Consider the following 15,031-nt stretch of genomic DNA (forward strand, 5'->3'; position numbering starts at 1 on the left):
CTATCCTGAGCATGCGCTATAAAGGAAGGAAACTAAGAAAAAACCGGGTCAGCATGGAATTCATTTCTGCCTTATCCAAACGCGATGTGGAGCGATATTCAAAACGGGCATCGGCCACCTGGGTAGAAGCCACGACATTACCGGCAGCGATGGTAGTTGGATTGATCACGCCGGAAAAGCGTACAAACTCTGCCCCTTTATCAAATGCCAGCTGCTTCTCGCCACTGACCAGCAGATTCCCGTTAGGCAGCACATCAATTACCGTCACGGCGATAGTGCCAGTGAAGCTATTGCTGGCAGTTTCTGCCCCTTTCTCATCAAACTTGGTAGATGAAGATGTGGACAAAGCTGCCTGCGCCGTCGTCGTGGCTGGAATGCCAAATACGGTCGGTGCTGCAAAAGAAGCTGCCCCTGTCTTGCTGCCAGAAGCGGCAGCAGCTTTACCAGCAGACGTTTTTTCTGCAATGGTAATTGTCAGTACGTCGCCGACCAGGCGCGCCTTGGCATCTTCATATAAAGGGCGATAAGTCGCTTGCTGGAAAATCGCTCCATTTGCCTGCCTTTGCGGCCTGGCCGATTGCGCAGGGATGGAGCTAGGCTGGTGCACGATAGGCGGCGGCGTTACCGCGCATGCAGTCAAGACCAGCAGTGGAAGCAATAAGTATAATTTTGTATATTTCATGATCAACTCTTCAGCCGGTTCAGTCCGCAATCCACGCTTACAATTGAGACAGGCGTTGCAACATCTGATCAGAAGTCGTAATCGCCTTGCTATTGATTTCATAGGCGCGCTGGGTCTGTATCATGTTGACCAGTTCTTCTGCCACATTCACATTCGAAGTTTCAACAAAACTTTGCACCAGCAAACCCGCGCCATTCGTACCCGGTGTATTGGTGCCAGGATTGCCTGAGGCAGCTGTTTCCACGTACAGGTTTTCACCGAGCGCCATCAAACCGGCAGGGTTAATAAAGGTAGCAAGTTGCAAGGAGCCAACCTGTACAGGAGCAACCGAGCCTGGCTGCGTCACAGACACTGTGCCATCGCGCCCCACGGTAATCGACTGCGCGTTGGCAGGAATCGTGATCGCTGGCTGGATAACAAAGCCGCTGGAAGTCACCAACTGCCCCTGGCTATCGGTCTGAAATGAACCATCTCGGGTATAACCTGTTGTACCATCAGGCATCAGTACTTGAAAAAAACCTGCTCCTGAAATCGCCACATCCTTGCTATTGCCAGTCTGTTGCAAATTACCTTGCGTGAACAGTTTTTCTGTCGCTACCGGGCGAACACCAGTACCCAGTTGCAAGCCTGAAGGCAGTTGGGTTTGTTGTGAGCTTTGCGCCCCAGGCTGGCGTATATTTTGATACAGCAAATCTTCAAACACGGCGCGTGAGCGCTTGAAACCATTGGTGCTGACGTTGGCCAGATTATTGCTCACCACGTCCATCTGCGTTTGTTGCGCATCGAGGCCAGTTTTGGCTATCCATAGTGAACGTATCATTGCTTTCCCCTTTTTTGCCTTATTGCGTTTTGCCTTATTTGATTTATCAGCAAAACTTTATACAAGGCTATTGTGCTACATATACACTCAACTCAAAGTCAGGATCTGACTGGCTTTAGTGGCGTTATTCTCGGCGTTCTGCAACAGCTTCATTTGCATTTCGAAGCTGCGCGCCAGATTGATCATGTTGACCATGGAATCAACCACATTCACATTGCTGTTTTCCAGCATACCCCCTGCCACGGTGACAAGAGGATCAGCATCTGCAGCCACACCATCCTTGGTTTTAAATAAACCATCATCGCCACGCACCAGATTTTCTTCCGGCGGATTAACAAGTTTCAATCTGCCTATGACTTGTACGGCATTGGGCTTGGTACCACTGGGAACAGCCGACACCGTGCCGTCTTTGGCGATGGCGATGGCGACGTCTGGCGGCACAGTGATGGGGCCACCATCACCCACCAGGTTCAAGCCATTTTGGGTTTGCAGAATGCCGTTTTCACTGACTTTCAAACTGCCATGTCTGGTGAGGGCCTCGGAACCATCGGCTTTTTCCACGACCAGCCAGCCCTTGCCCTGCACTGCCACATCCAGTTCACGGCCAGTATTCTGCAAGCTACCTGTCGAGAAATCCGTACCCACCGTGGCATCAACCACAAACGTCCGGGTGGGCAAGCCATCACTCTTGACAGGCACAGCCCGAAAAGAATCCAGTTGCGCCCGAAAACCAGTAGTCGAGACATTCGCCAGGTTGTGCGAGACCGTAGCCTGCTGCTCAAGGATATGCTTGGCACCGGTCATCGCCGTGTAGACAAGTCTATCCATGAGCTACCCCTGTTTGACTAAGAATTGAAAACACATATCAATGCAAAAAACCAAAACCATTAACGCAGGTTGACCAGTGTCTGCAACACCTGATCCTGGGTTTTAATCGTTTGTGCATTGGCCTGGTAGACACGTTGGGCTGTAATCATATTCACCAGCTCACCTGTCAAATCGGTATTTGAATCTTCCGTCGCAGATGCAGTCAGCGTACCCAGGCTGCCAGAATTTGGCGGGCCTATCAGCGCATTACCAGAAGCTGCGGTTTCTATCCACTGGTTATCACCGGTCGATTGCAAGCCATTCGGATTAGTAAAATTGGCCAACACCACTTGCGCCAGCACCGCTGTCTTGCCATTGGTATAACTACCCACAATGGTGCCATCTTTCGCTGTATTGAATTTGGACAGTTTGCCGGAAGCATAACCATCCTGGGTATTTTTACTGACACTGAAATCAGAACCAAATTGGGTAGTGCCATTAAAATCGTATTTGATGTCGACCGCAGTATTAATTGGCGTCACAGCGCCGGTGTTGACAGGTACGGTCAACTTCATTGCTTTGGGATCGGTGGCTGAAAATGGTGGCGTTGCGACTGTCAGCTTGCCCAGGTTATTAAAACCTATGCGGCCTATGGAATTGGTAGTAGCACCAGTACCTGCGATCAAGACACCGTCTACCGTGGCAAACACATCCCATTCTATGGTGGCTGGCGCAGTAGGTGGTGTGGCAGGATTCAAATTATCCACTTTCACAAAGAAAGACTGGACCACATGTGAATTACCCAGGCTATCAAACACGGCTATCGAGGTAGAACTATTGTAAGTCGTAGGATCAGTCGCACTGAAAACAGTCGGCGTAATGACAGGTGGAATGGCAACCGGGGTCTGTGTACCTGGCACCAGTTTGCGCGAATCCAGGTTCATCACGGCATTGATCAAGGTAGTCTGGGCTGGCGCTATATCAGATGTATTGATATTGATGGTGGAAGCTGCACCGGTGGACAATACCCCCGACGCGTTAGCCACATAACCAGTTAATTGCGCACCCTGCGCATTGACTATATTGCCCTGCTTGTCCAGCTGAAACTGACCATTGCGCGTGTACGTCACTGCACCATTGGTCGACATGCGGAAAAAGCCACCGCCATTGATGGCGATATCAAGGGGATTATTCGTCGTCGAAATATTACCCTGAGTGAATTGCTGCACCACGGCGGCGACTTTAGTACCAATACCTACCGTACCAGCAGAAGAACCGTTCAGTGAGTTGGCGTAGACGTCAGCAAACTGTGTTTGCCCTTGTTTGTAACCCACGGTGCTGGCATTGGAGATATTGTTACCGATAACATCCAGTGACTTGGAAGCCGCATTCAATCCACTCAATCCTTGTTGAAAACCCATGATATTTCTCCCTTACTTTTGTCTAGTTCATTAATGCTTGATTACTACAGGATTTGATACAGGATTACTCCAAGGATCAATAAATTTGCCTGACATCACTCATGCTGACATCACCCACATTGGCCAGGCTGAGTTTCAAGCCCTGTGAGCCTGAGGTGATGCTCGATACCACGCCAAATGCCAGACTGGTGGCATCGAGTTTTTTATCGCCAGAAGTCGCCGTCATTTCCACCTTATAGACGCCATTGGCAGCTGCAGCACCAGCATCAGTCTTGCCGTCCCAGGTCAGGGTGTTGACACCTTGCGGCAATGTACCAGCACTGAATTTCCTGACAACGAGGTTATTACTGTCGCGTATGACCACATCTACATTGCTGGCCGCTTGTGGTAATTCCACCCCGTAAATACCCTTACCATCGGTCATCGTCATGGTACTGCCGGGCGCAATCACGCCATGGCCTATCATGCTTGCAGCTTGCAGGTTTTGCCCGGTCTGGAAGCTGGCATTCAAGGCAGTCACCGTGGCATTGAGTTTGTCTATACCTGATACCGTCGATAACTGCGCCATCTGACTGGTTACCTGGGCGTTATCCATAGGGTTCAAAGGATCCTGATTCTTGAGCTGGGTTACCAGCAAGGTCATGAAACGATTTTGCGCATCCGCTGTTGAGGATGTCGCGGTTTTACTGGCATTCATGGTCGCCAGCAAGGCTGGGTCGACAGTATTACTTTGTACGCTGCTGGTAGCCATCATCTTTTCCTTCTAGAAAATATTATTGCCCTAAAGTCAAGGTTTTCAACAACATGGTTTTTGCTGCATTCATGACTTCGACATTGTTTTGGTAAGAGCGAGAAGCTGAAATCATATTCACCATTTCTTCCACCACATTCACATTTGGCATGGCGACATAGCCTTTTTCATCCGCCATCGGGTGCTTGGGGTCATACATCAGTTTAGGTGGTGCGCTATCTTCTACAACCTCATTTACCTTCACAGCAGTAGCAGCGGTGCCAGCAACAGGTACGGCGCTGAAAACCACTTGCTTGGCCTTGTAGGGTGTCCCGTCTGAACTGGTGACGCTATCGGCATTCGCCAGGTTACTGGTTACCACGTTCAAGCGCTGCGACTGCGCACTCATTGCTGAACCGGCAACATTGAAGACATTAAAGAGCGACATGATGATTATCCCTATGCTTAATTCAGTATTTATCCCTGTATCGCCGCCAACATGCCCTTGATCTGCATATTGATCAAAGTCAGGCTGGCCTCATAACGCAGGGCATTATCCGTAAACTGATTACGCTCCACATCCATATCCACGGTATTTCCATCGATACTGCCCTGCACTGTCGGCCGGTACTGCGCAGCTACACCAGCCACCGTACCTGGAGTATCGATGTGCTGGCTGGACGTTTTATTCAAGGTGGTGGGCGACTGATTCAGGTTCTGCCCCAGAGCATTGCTCAGGGCACTGGAAAAATTGATATCCTTGGCCTTGTAATTTGGCGTATCTGCATTGGCAATATTCGATGCCAGCAATTGCTGGCGTTGCCCCCGAACTGACAATGCAGCCTCATGAAACCGGAAAAATTCGTCTAATTTGCCAACCATCTTTATCTCCTCCGCCGCCAGGCCCTGGCCCATCAGGCACTCAAGGGTTTTCTATACCTTGCATCATATTCGCCGAGGCACAAGTTTGATCAGGCAAGCAGAAAGGGAAATACCCGCTTATTCACGCTTTCAAAAAAGCTGGCGAATCCTAGAATGGAGTGAAGTACAAACCCATCAGGAAACATGATGAAAGCCGCAAGAAAACTCAGCAAGTTACTGATTACCCTGTGCCTGACAGGCACGACAGGCTATAACCAGGCCGCTGTCGTGGGTACAGCGCAGGACCCAGCTCAGTTACGCCAGATAGCACTGGATTTTTTGACCACCCAGGCATCGGGTCAAAGCGGCGAAGTCCAGGTCACTGTGGGTGAAGTGGATAAACGGCTCAATTTGCAGGCTTGCGACAATCCCAGCCCTTATATGTTGCCGGGAAGCAAACCATGGGGTAAGGTCACCCTGGCGATACGTTGCACATCACCCGCCCCCTGGCTGGTCTATCTGCAAGCCAATGTACAAGTCACGGCTGATTATTATGTTGCAGCAAATGCATTGGTGCAGGGACAAGTTATCAGTCTGGCTGACTTGAGCAAGATCAAGGGTGATATCTCAAAATTACCTGCAGGTGTCATTACTGCACCAGAACAGGCCATTGGTAAAAGCATGCAGGTTTCCATCCCGTCTGGCAGTGTCATGCGCATGGATGCCTTGAAAAGCCCTGCCGTGGTGCAACAAGGCCAATCCGTGCGGGTCATCAGTTCCGGCCCTGGTTTCCAGGTAGCAACTGATGCTATTGCGCTCAATAATGCAGCAGATGGTCAAATTGCCAAGGCAAAAACCAATTCGGGACAGACTGTCAGTGGCATCGCAAAAAACGGTGGCATCATAGAAATAGTTTACTAATAGCAAGGTTTTAAGCTGACGGCATTAAGCAGATGCAATATTTTTTTACAGTAAGGTTAAAGTTTAAAATTACACGGCCGATAAACTGGATGTAGATGTTTGTAAGTCCCACACTAGAGGGTATCGCTGTGAAAATTGATGACGCATTGAATAAGACTGCGGGGCTACCAGTAAGCCCGCAACAGGCTCGCACGGAAAAACCCGCGGAAAACGCGGTACCCGCAGCGAATTCTTCGAAAGTACAGATTTCGACTCTGTCCACACAATTGCAAGCCTTGCAGAATACGCAAGCTGGCAGTGCCGTGTTTGAGACGAAGAAGGTGGAAGCAATCAAGCTGGCCATTTCCGAGGGGCGCTTTCAAGTGAACTCGGAAAAAGTCGCTGATGGGCTTCTGGAAACAGTTAAAGATTTGCTCAACGCCAGAAAACGCTAACATGAACACAAGAAGTTCCGGACACACCGCCATCGAACTATGCCTGCAAGAAGAAGTCAGCATGATGTCTTCGCTTGCCGATTTGCTCAAAAAAGAGCAAGCCGCATTGATAGAAAGCGACGTGATCCAGCTCAATGATTTTACCCAGAGCAAGGGACAACTTGTAGTCCAGATAACGGAACTTGAAAAAAAGCGCAATGCCTATTTGCAAGAATTAGGCTACAAAGCCGATATCGACGGCATGCAGGCCTATTTGCAAGCAGCAGATATGCAAAATAGCGCCCAGCATTGGGATGCGCTGTTACAACTAAGCTCGCAAGCCAAAGAAGACAATCGTGCCAATGGCTTATTGATCAATCGCAGATTGTCGCTAAACCAGGCGACTTTGAACTTGTTGCAGCAAAATACCAATCAGGCCGGGTCCATGTATGGCCCGAACGGCCAATCCACTGTCAAAAGTGTGCCAGGCAAGGGGTATATTGCCACTTAAGCCTCATCAAAGCGGTCAATTAAGTCTCTCGACCAGCCCAATTTTCCCAGATCTGTAGCGAGCGTCGGCGCTTGAAGAATTACACATGAACCTTGATCCCGCTCGCATTCAAGATCGTCGCCAACAAGTTCTTTATCACTAGGGATCTGGCGAGGTATCGGGTGCCGGTGTCACTACGGGCCGGGCAGCAGGCGCAGGCAATGATGTTGCCGCGGCAGCAGGTGCAATCGGCACTTCCACTACAGGTTCAGGCAACACTGCCAATATAGTCACCGACACGCGCCGGTTTCTGGCTCGCCCTTCAGGCGTGTCATTGTCACTCACTGGCAGTTTTGCCCCCTGCCCCACCGCGGTTACCCGGTTTTCATCCACGCCATTCTCGGTCAGCAGACGCGCCACCGTGCTGGCACGTACCGCAGATAATTCCCAGTTTGAAGGGAAGATGGGATTATTGATGGGCAGGTTATCCGTATATCCTTCTACCTGTATAGCATGGGTATCGATTTTAAGTACGCCTGCAATCGCTCTTAGTGCCTGTATGGAATCAATATTCAAGCGCGCATCACCCGGCGCAAACAAGAGGCTGGCATTGATTTCTATTGTAATGCCACGACTGGTCTGGGTCACCCTGACCTTACCTTCCCTGACCAGCGGTTCAAGTACGGTCAGGATATCCTTGGCCATGGTGGTCATTTGCGCACGCTCCTTGCGCAAGCCCTCGCTGCTGCGATTCTTGACCAAAGGCAGAGGATCAAGTTTGATTACTTGTTCATTTGGCGCATCCACCGGCTTGGGATTGATGGTCATGACCTTGCCAAAAGCCCCGGTCAGTGAATTCGACAACACCCGGTATTTACCCTCATTTAGCGAGGAAATGGCATACATGACAACAAAGAAGGCAAACAGCAAAGTAATAAAATCCGCATAAGAAACCAGCCATCGCTCATGGTTGTCCGGCTCTTCATGGTATTTTTTTCTCGCCATAGATAGTTTTTATATCTTCAATTCCGGTGATTGGTCAGTCTTTCTTCCACCACGCGTGGGCTATCGCCGAGGGCGATGCTATAAAAGATATCAGACAGCATTTCGCGACGTGTCACTTCACGACCTATGATTTCCTTGAGTTTATTACTGACAGGCAAGAACAGTAAGTTCGCCATGCCCACGCCATAGATAGTCGCAACAAAGGCAACCGCAATACCGCCACCCAGTTTGGAAGGATCGCTGAGGTTTTCCATCACATGGATCAAACCCAGGACGGCACCAAGTATCCCTATGGTGGGGGAATAGCCCCCCGCTGCTTCCCAGATCTTGGCGGCCTGGCGCTGTTCCATTTCATACAGAGATATATCGACATCCAGTATGTCCTTCAAGCGTATAGGGTCTATGCCATCGATGACCAGACGCAAGCCCTTGCCGATGAAAGGATCGGAAGAGGCATTCATATAGCGTTCCAGGCTAAGAAAGCCCTCGCGTCGTGCCACCACACTCCAGATCAGGGCATCTTCAACATTCTTTTTGCTGCTGTCAGGCGGCTCCGAAACTACCCAGCGCAACATGCGCACACCACGCCTGAACGTATTGAGGCGACTTTGCAGCAATACTGCCCCCAGGGTGCCAACAAAGACAATCACAAATGCGGCTGGCTGCACCAGCGATGACAAGCGCCCTCCTTCAATCAATTGACCGGACAGGATGCCAAATACCACCAGTATTAATCCAACTATGCTAGCCCAGTCCACGCCTTCTCCCTTAAGTAAGCCCTGAGCCTGGCGACTGCCTGACTATGTAATTGTGATATGCGTGATTCAGACACGCCCATGACGGCACCAATTTCTTTCAGATTCAGCTCTTGCTCATAGTACAAACCCATGAGCAATTTCTCTCGCTCGGGCAAGCTGTCTATCGCACCGATGACGGCATCCCGGAAATCGTCATTGAGCAAATCCTGCAAAGGGTCGCCAGACAAGTCTGAGCAATAGTGATCGAGAAAATGTTCCTTGGTATCGGAATCATGAAAGTCTTCGTAATACACGAGTTGATGCCCGCCACTGTCCGTCAGCAAGTCCTGGTATTCTTCCAGGCTCAGCTTGAGTGACTTGGCGACCTCGGTTTCCAGAGGTGGCCGCCCCAGCTTTTGCTGCAACACATTCATGGCATTTTCTATCTTGCGCATATTCTGGCGCACGCCCCGCGGCAACCAGTCACTGCTACGCAATTCATCCAGCATGGCACCCCGTATGCGTTGCACCGCATAGGTTTCAAATTGTGCGCCATGGGTATCTTCGTAACGGTTAACGGCGTCCAGCAGGCCTATCATACCGGCCTGCACGAGATCATCGACCTCCACGCTGGGAGGCAGGCGCGCCTTCAACTGGTAAGCAAGACGCTTGACCAGGGGCGCATGCTCCCTCAAAAGGAAGTTTTTATCTGATTTTCCGCTAGCGGTGTACATTTTTAATTAAATTCCAAGACCGACACCCAGCTCAGGTACTCCTTCTACACATAATGTGGAACGCGCAGTCTTTGCCAACTGCTCGGCCAGCCGTGAAAATGCCAATGAAGCAAGCGCCTTGGGGAAAGCATCAATCACAGAACGTCCCAAATGCGCCGCCTTTCTTACATGTTCATCTTCCGGCACATTACCAACATAATGCAATGGCACCGCCAGATACCGGCTGGCTGCCTGCGCCATATTTGTATAAATCAATCTTGCCTCTTTGTCCGATGCTCCTGAGACCAAGATACCATAACCACGCCTGCCCACTCTGTTGCTGACCCGTTTGATCAATCCATATGCTGCCTTGATCATGTCGGGATCTGCCGACACCTGTATCACCAGCTCACTGTCATCCAGCGTCGCCAGTGGAAAAGTGTCGTCACGATTGATATCGCTATCAACAATAACCAGGTCTGCACTATTGGCCACGGTGTCAAAAACCCTGGACAACTGGCGCGCACTTTCTGATGGCAACCAGGCGTGCCTGGCCAGCATCGTCACCGACAAGCCAGAAGCTACCAATTTGACGGCTTCCTTCATTGTACGCTGTTGTCTCGCTACATCCAATAAGGTCTGATCATGCCGGGCATTCAACCATGCACCTATACTGTTTTCTGAGGCACGCGCATCGACCATCAGGACCTGGCTACCCTGGCGTGCCAGTGACACGCCAAGATTGACCAGCATGCCACTTTTCTCATCTTCTCTCAATGCGGATAAAAAAGTAAACACTCTTGGTTTTGGTCCTGCCAGCATGCGGCGCAGGCCTTCTGCCTGATCAAAACTAGCCAAGGGACACCTCCTGACCTCTACGTCCAGCCACCTTGGCAACTGATGCAGCACCCGCCATTAGCAGTGGCAATTCTTCATCCAGATAGCGGAAAGCCGCCGTCTCACGCTTGAGTTTGAAGGCACGGTCTATCAAATATAATTTGTTGGCAATATGCAGATCTTCGGGCACACGCTGGCCACTGGCCACGTAGTACACCATGAGCTTTTGGCGTATCGCAATATCAAGTGCGCCACCTATGGTGGCTGCTTCATCGAGCTTGGTAAAAATACAACCAGCCAGTCCATTACCCTGATAGGCACGCACCACTTCGCTCAAAGTTTCACCCGTCGATGTCGCATTCAGGCATAACAAACGTTTTACCGGAGTGTCTGTTCCAGACAACATTGCCACCTGCTCGGTGACCATCTTATCGCGCTGGCTAACACCGACAGTATCGATCAATACTGTATGTTTGTTCTTGAGCTCGGACAAGGCAATGCGCAAGTCTGCCTCATCCTTGACGGCATGCACCATCACGCCCAGGATTTTGCCGTAGATACGCAATTGTTCAAAACCGCCGATACGATAGCCATCAGTCGTGATCAGTGCCAGCTTGGATGGGCCATGACGCATGACGCAACGCGCAGCCAGCTTTGCAGTGGTCGTGGTTTTGCCAACGCCGGTAGGACCAACCAGGGCATACACCCCTCCCTTTTCCAGCATTTCATTTTCATTATTAATGGTCGACAGATTGCGGACCAGGACATTCTTGATCCATTCCAGGCCATCTTCAGGCTTGTCTGCTTCTGGCAGTTTTTCGACCAGATAGCGAGACAGGCTGGCGCTAAAGCCGGTGGCCAGCAATTCTCGCAGGATTTCTGCTTTTTGCGGATGGCGTTTCTGAGTCTGGGTCCAGGAGATTTCTGCCAATTGCGATTCCAGCATGCTGCGCATGGAGCGAATTTCAGACATGACATCATTGAGCTCATTGGCGCTCACTGGAGCTTCAATCTCGCTGCCGAAAACGCTGGCGCTTTTTTGTGGCTTGAAGACTGGCACGTCGATAGGACGTTCCAGCGCTCTTTCCACTGGCCTGTGCAAAGAGCTGGACTGTTCAGTTTGAAAACGTGGTGCAAAGCGAGGCACTTCAGGCACAGAGGCCTGTTCACCATGATCTGGTGCGATGGCACTGATGGCTTCATCTGCCATCGCCAGAATCTCCACCTTGCCGCCCACATTGCGATTCGACAGGATCACGGCATCTGCCCCCAAAGCATCACGCAACATGCGCAAAGCTTCGCGAGAAGTATTCGCGGTAAATTTTCTGACGTTCATGATTGACCTCCGACCAGACTGGTGACTCTAATTGTTTTTGTTTCGGGTACTTCTGCGTGTGACAAGACTTTCAACTGCGGTAAATTACGGCGCAAGAAACGCGACAGTAAGGCGCGTAGTGGTGCTGGCACCAGCAATACAGGTGTCAAACCCATTTGTTCCTGATGTTCAGCGGCAGCCTGGGTTTGGCTGGCCAGGGTGTCAGCCAGCCCAGGCTCTATGCCTGAACCATCTGCACCACTGGTTTGCAGCGCCTGCATCAATAAGCGTTCAAGGCGGTTGTCCAGTGTCATGACCGTCATCTCATTGCCGGTTGGGTAGATTTGCTGCACGATGGCACGGCCCAGGGCTATCCTGACTTGCGCCGTCAACTCATTGGCATCCTGGGTATGCATGGCTTGTTCAGACAAGGTTTCTATGATGGTGCGCATATCACGGATATGCACGCCCTCAACGAGCAGGTTCTGCAAGACTTTCTGCAGCGTCGACAAGGGCATGGATTTTGGCACCAGTTCTTCCACCATTTTTGGCATGTCTTTGGCCAGGTGATCCATGAGCAGTTGCACTTCCTGGCGGCCCAGCAATTCAGCAGCATGGCTGGTGATCAGATGATTCAGATGGGTAGCAATGACGGTACCGGAGTCCACCACGGTGTAGCCCATGGCTTGTGCCTGCTCACGTATGGCCGCCTCTATCCATACTGCTGGCAAGCCAAAAGCCGGATCATTGGTCACGGCACCAGGCAGATTACCCGTGACCATGCCAGGATTGATCGCCAGATACTGCCCACTCAAGGCTTCACCAGCACCGACCTCCACCCCTTTCAACGTAATCCGATACGCCGAGGGTTTCAATTCCAGATTGTCGCGAATATGCACGGGAGGCGAGAGGAAACCAACTTCCTGGGCAAACTTTTTACGTATGCCTTTAATGCGGCGCAAGAGCTCACCACCCTGGTTTTTATCCACCAGCGGGATCAGGCGATAACCGACTTCCAGGCCCAGGGTATCGACAGGCAAAATGTCTTGCCAGGTTGCCTCTTCCATTTCCTGGGGAGCCGCAGTAGGTGCTGTTTCCACTTTGGCATCCGCGGCAGGTGCTGTCTCATTGCGCTTGGTCAGCATATAGCCACCACCACAAAGCACCGCTGCCAGCAAGATAAAAGCAATATGTGGCATGCCAGGTATCAAGCCCATGCCGCCGATGATACCGCCGGTAATCAGCATGACCTGGGGCTTGGCGAACAACTGCCCTATCAACTGCCCGCTGATATCCTGATCGCTGGCGACGCGCGAAACCACGACACCGGCTGCGGTAGAGATAATCAGGGAAGGAATTTGCGCAACCAGGCCATCACCAATCGCCAGCAGCGTATAGTTTTTCAGGGCCGTAGCAAAATCCAGATCATGCTGGACCATACCCACTACCAGGCCACCGACAATATTGATGACGGTCACCATGATGCCCGCCACTGCATCACCACGTACATATTTACTGGCACCGTCCATGGCACCATAGAATTCAGCTTCTTGTGCGACTTCGGTACGACGACGGCGTGCTTCCTGCTCTGCAATCAGACCTGCATTCAAATCGGCATCAATCGCCATTTGCTTGCCTGGCATCGCATCCAGGGCAAAACGTGCACCCACCTCGGCAATACGGCCTGCACCCTTGGTGACGACGGTAAAGTTAATGATGGTCAAAATCACGAAGACCACGATACCAACGGTGTAATTACCACCAATCAAAAAATGGCCGAAGGCTTCAATCACTTTACCGGCAGCGTCCGGGCCAGTGTGGCCCTCAGTCAAGACCACGCGCGTAGAGGCCACGTTCAAGGACAGCCGCAGCATGGTACTGACCAGCAGCACAGTTGGAAACACCATGAAATCCAGCGGCTTGATGGTGTACAAACTGGTCAGCAAGACGATAATCGCAATCGCGATATTGAAACTGAAAAATACATCCAGAATAAATGCTGGCAAGGGCAATATCATCATCGCCAGCATCAGGATGATGAGGAAAGGAGCCGCCAGCGCCCTGCCGTTGAGGCCATTCATCCAGGCAGGTAAGGTAAGGCTATTCATGCTTGTGCTCCTGCAGGATTATTTGGATCAAGTTCTGGTGGTACAGGTAAGTCATTTGGCACTACAGGTTTATTACCGCCTGCCTTGCTGTAGCTACGCAGCTGATAGACATAGGCAAGTACTTCTGCCACGGCGGCATACAGTGCTTCCGGTATTTCATCACCAAGCTCGCTATGCTTATACAGCGCGCGTGCCAGTGGCGGAGCTTCGAGCAAGGGGACTTTATGTTCTTTCGCCAATTCACGTATCTTGGCAGCGACAGCATCTGCACCCTTGGCAACCACTTTAGGTGCGCCATTGCCACCTTCGGTGTATTTCAAGGCAACGGCAAAGTGGGTCGGGTTGGTGACGACAACATCGGCGGTCGGGATTTCAGACATCATGCGGCGACGTGCCATTTCACGCTGCTGGGCACGAATTTTTGCCTTGATTTGCGGATTACCATTCGCTTCTTTGGATTCCTGCACCACTTCCTGATGCGTCATCTTCAGTTTTTCAGCGTATTGCCACATCTGGTAAGGGGCGTCGACGGCGGCTATCACTGCCAGTGAACCAACGATGGCCAGAAAACATACGCCCATCATGTGACCAACGTGAGCCGGGCCAGATTTCAGCGACTCCAGCGGCAAGGCAAAGATGGCATTCTTTTGCCCCATAATGACTATCCAGGCTACCGTACCCACCAGGATGGTTTTAATAATGGCCTTGATCAATTCCACGCCTGCGCGGGTAGAAATCATGTTGCCCAGGCCGGATATAGGATTCATGCGCGAGAAATTCGGCGTCAGCGCTTTGGCACTGAATAGCCAGCCACCAATCAGCAAAGGCGAGCCCAGCGCCACCACCAGCAAGAGCCCGGCGATAGGGGCAAAAGCCATCAACACTTCCCATAAACTGGCGGCTATTTTTGAGAACAGCAATTCATTGTCGTAGATGATCGCTCGTTCCAGCGACAGCCCGGCAACCAGGGCATGGTTGAGCTGGCGCACCAGTCCGTCACCCATGCCCCACAGAGCCCCACCCGCTGCCAGCAAGATGGTGCAGGTAGATAGTTCGCGCGAACGTGGAACATCGCCCTCTTCCCGCGCTTGTTCAAGGCGCTTGGGCGAGGCCGGTTCGGTTCTTTCGAGATCGCTATCTTCGGCCATTGCCGACTCCTGTTATTTCCACA

Annotated in this window: 17 protein-coding genes; 3 read left to right on the plus strand and 14 right to left on the minus strand. The window is 51.3% G+C overall.

Going from position 1 to position 15,031, the window contains the following annotated elements; all coding sequences use genetic code 11:
- Window positions 1-16: 16 nt before the first annotated feature.
- From ACO0LF_RS12970 to flgB, 7 genes are all read right to left on the minus strand, one after another.
- Complete coding sequence (locus tag ACO0LF_RS12970; protein WP_423014501.1) at window positions 17-682, minus strand: flagellar basal body L-ring protein FlgH; 666 nt, start codon at window positions 680-682, stop codon at window positions 17-19.
- 37 nt (window positions 683-719) lie between these two features.
- A complete protein-coding gene (flgG, locus tag ACO0LF_RS12975) occupies window positions 720-1,502 on the minus strand; it encodes a flagellar basal-body rod protein FlgG (RefSeq protein WP_423004136.1) in 783 nt (260 codons plus the stop codon).
- An 87-nt stretch (window positions 1,503-1,589) separates the two neighbouring features.
- Complete coding sequence (flgF, locus tag ACO0LF_RS12980; protein WP_423014503.1) at window positions 1,590-2,330, minus strand: flagellar basal-body rod protein FlgF; 741 nt, start codon at window positions 2,328-2,330, stop codon at window positions 1,590-1,592.
- Between the two features lie 59 nt (window positions 2,331-2,389).
- On the minus strand, window positions 2,390-3,730 hold the full coding sequence (gene flgE / locus ACO0LF_RS12985) for a flagellar hook protein FlgE (protein ID WP_423014505.1): 1,341 nt from the start codon (window positions 3,728-3,730) through the stop codon (window positions 2,390-2,392).
- Between the two features lie 76 nt (window positions 3,731-3,806).
- Window positions 3,807-4,484, minus strand: a complete 678-nt coding sequence (locus ACO0LF_RS12990; RefSeq protein WP_423014507.1) for a flagellar hook assembly protein FlgD — start codon at window positions 4,482-4,484, stop codon at window positions 3,807-3,809.
- Between the two features lie 19 nt (window positions 4,485-4,503).
- Window positions 4,504-4,908, minus strand: a complete 405-nt coding sequence (gene flgC / locus ACO0LF_RS12995; RefSeq protein ID WP_423014509.1) for a flagellar basal body rod protein FlgC — start codon at window positions 4,906-4,908, stop codon at window positions 4,504-4,506.
- Window positions 4,909-4,937: 29 nt separating this feature from the next.
- Complete coding sequence (gene flgB / locus ACO0LF_RS13000; RefSeq protein WP_423014511.1) at window positions 4,938-5,342, minus strand: flagellar basal body rod protein FlgB; 405 nt, start codon at window positions 5,340-5,342, stop codon at window positions 4,938-4,940.
- Between the two features lie 183 nt (window positions 5,343-5,525).
- Here flgB and flgA point away from each other — a divergent pair, with 183 nt between their 5' ends.
- From flgA to ACO0LF_RS13015, 3 genes are all read left to right on the plus strand, one after another.
- On the plus strand, window positions 5,526-6,242 hold the full coding sequence (gene flgA / locus ACO0LF_RS13005) for a flagellar basal body P-ring formation chaperone FlgA (protein WP_423014513.1): 717 nt from the start codon (window positions 5,526-5,528) through the stop codon (window positions 6,240-6,242).
- A 128-nt stretch (window positions 6,243-6,370) separates the two neighbouring features.
- The gene (gene flgM / locus ACO0LF_RS13010; RefSeq protein WP_423004150.1) at window positions 6,371-6,676 is read left to right on the plus strand and encodes a flagellar biosynthesis anti-sigma factor FlgM; all 306 of its coding nucleotides are present in this window, start codon (window positions 6,371-6,373) and stop codon (window positions 6,674-6,676) included.
- 1 nt (window position 6,677) lies between these two features.
- Window positions 6,678-7,166, plus strand: coding sequence for a flagella synthesis protein FlgN (locus ACO0LF_RS13015; RefSeq protein WP_423014515.1), 489 nt, complete (start codon window positions 6,678-6,680; stop codon window positions 7,164-7,166).
- Between the two features lie 138 nt (window positions 7,167-7,304).
- Here the strand turns inward: ACO0LF_RS13015 and motD are convergent, their stop codons facing one another.
- From motD to flhB, 7 genes are read right to left on the minus strand one after another with little or no spacing between them, the layout of a single operon-like run.
- Entirely contained in the window at window positions 7,305-8,150 is an 846-nt protein-coding gene (gene motD / locus ACO0LF_RS13020) for a flagellar motor protein MotD (RefSeq protein WP_423014517.1), read from the minus strand.
- 17 nt (window positions 8,151-8,167) lie between these two features.
- Window positions 8,168-8,908: a flagellar motor protein gene (locus ACO0LF_RS13025; RefSeq protein ID WP_423014519.1), complete on the minus strand. Its 741-nt coding sequence runs from the start codon at window positions 8,906-8,908 to the stop codon at window positions 8,168-8,170.
- Window positions 8,890-9,621: an RNA polymerase sigma factor FliA gene (locus ACO0LF_RS13030; protein ID WP_186955464.1), complete on the minus strand. Its 732-nt coding sequence runs from the start codon at window positions 9,619-9,621 to the stop codon at window positions 8,890-8,892. Before ACO0LF_RS13030 ends, ACO0LF_RS13025 begins: the two co-directional genes overlap by 19 nt.
- A gap of 6 nt (window positions 9,622-9,627) precedes the next feature.
- Entirely contained in the window at window positions 9,628-10,458 is an 831-nt protein-coding gene (locus ACO0LF_RS13035; RefSeq protein ID WP_423014521.1) for a MinD/ParA family ATP-binding protein, read from the minus strand.
- Window positions 10,451-11,773 carry a flagellar biosynthesis protein FlhF gene (gene flhF, locus ACO0LF_RS13040; RefSeq protein WP_423014523.1) on the minus strand — a complete coding sequence of 441 codons (1,323 nt, stop codon included), beginning with the start codon at window positions 11,771-11,773 and terminating at the stop codon, window positions 10,451-10,453. The genes ACO0LF_RS13035 and flhF overlap by 8 nt, the downstream gene beginning before the upstream one ends.
- Window positions 11,770-13,860 (minus strand): flagellar biosynthesis protein FlhA, encoded by a 2,091-nt coding sequence (gene flhA / locus ACO0LF_RS13045; RefSeq protein WP_423014525.1) that lies wholly within the window; start codon window positions 13,858-13,860, stop codon window positions 11,770-11,772. Before flhA ends, flhF begins: the two co-directional genes overlap by 4 nt.
- A complete protein-coding gene (gene flhB / locus ACO0LF_RS13050; RefSeq protein WP_423014527.1) occupies window positions 13,857-15,008 on the minus strand; it encodes a flagellar biosynthesis protein FlhB in 1,152 nt (383 codons plus the stop codon). The genes flhA and flhB overlap by 4 nt, the downstream gene beginning before the upstream one ends.
- Window positions 15,009-15,031: the final 23 nt, after the last annotated feature.

The organism is Undibacterium sp. Di27W (genome assembly GCF_049340345.1).
Taxonomy (GTDB): Bacteria; Pseudomonadota; Gammaproteobacteria; order Burkholderiales; family Burkholderiaceae_D; genus Undibacterium.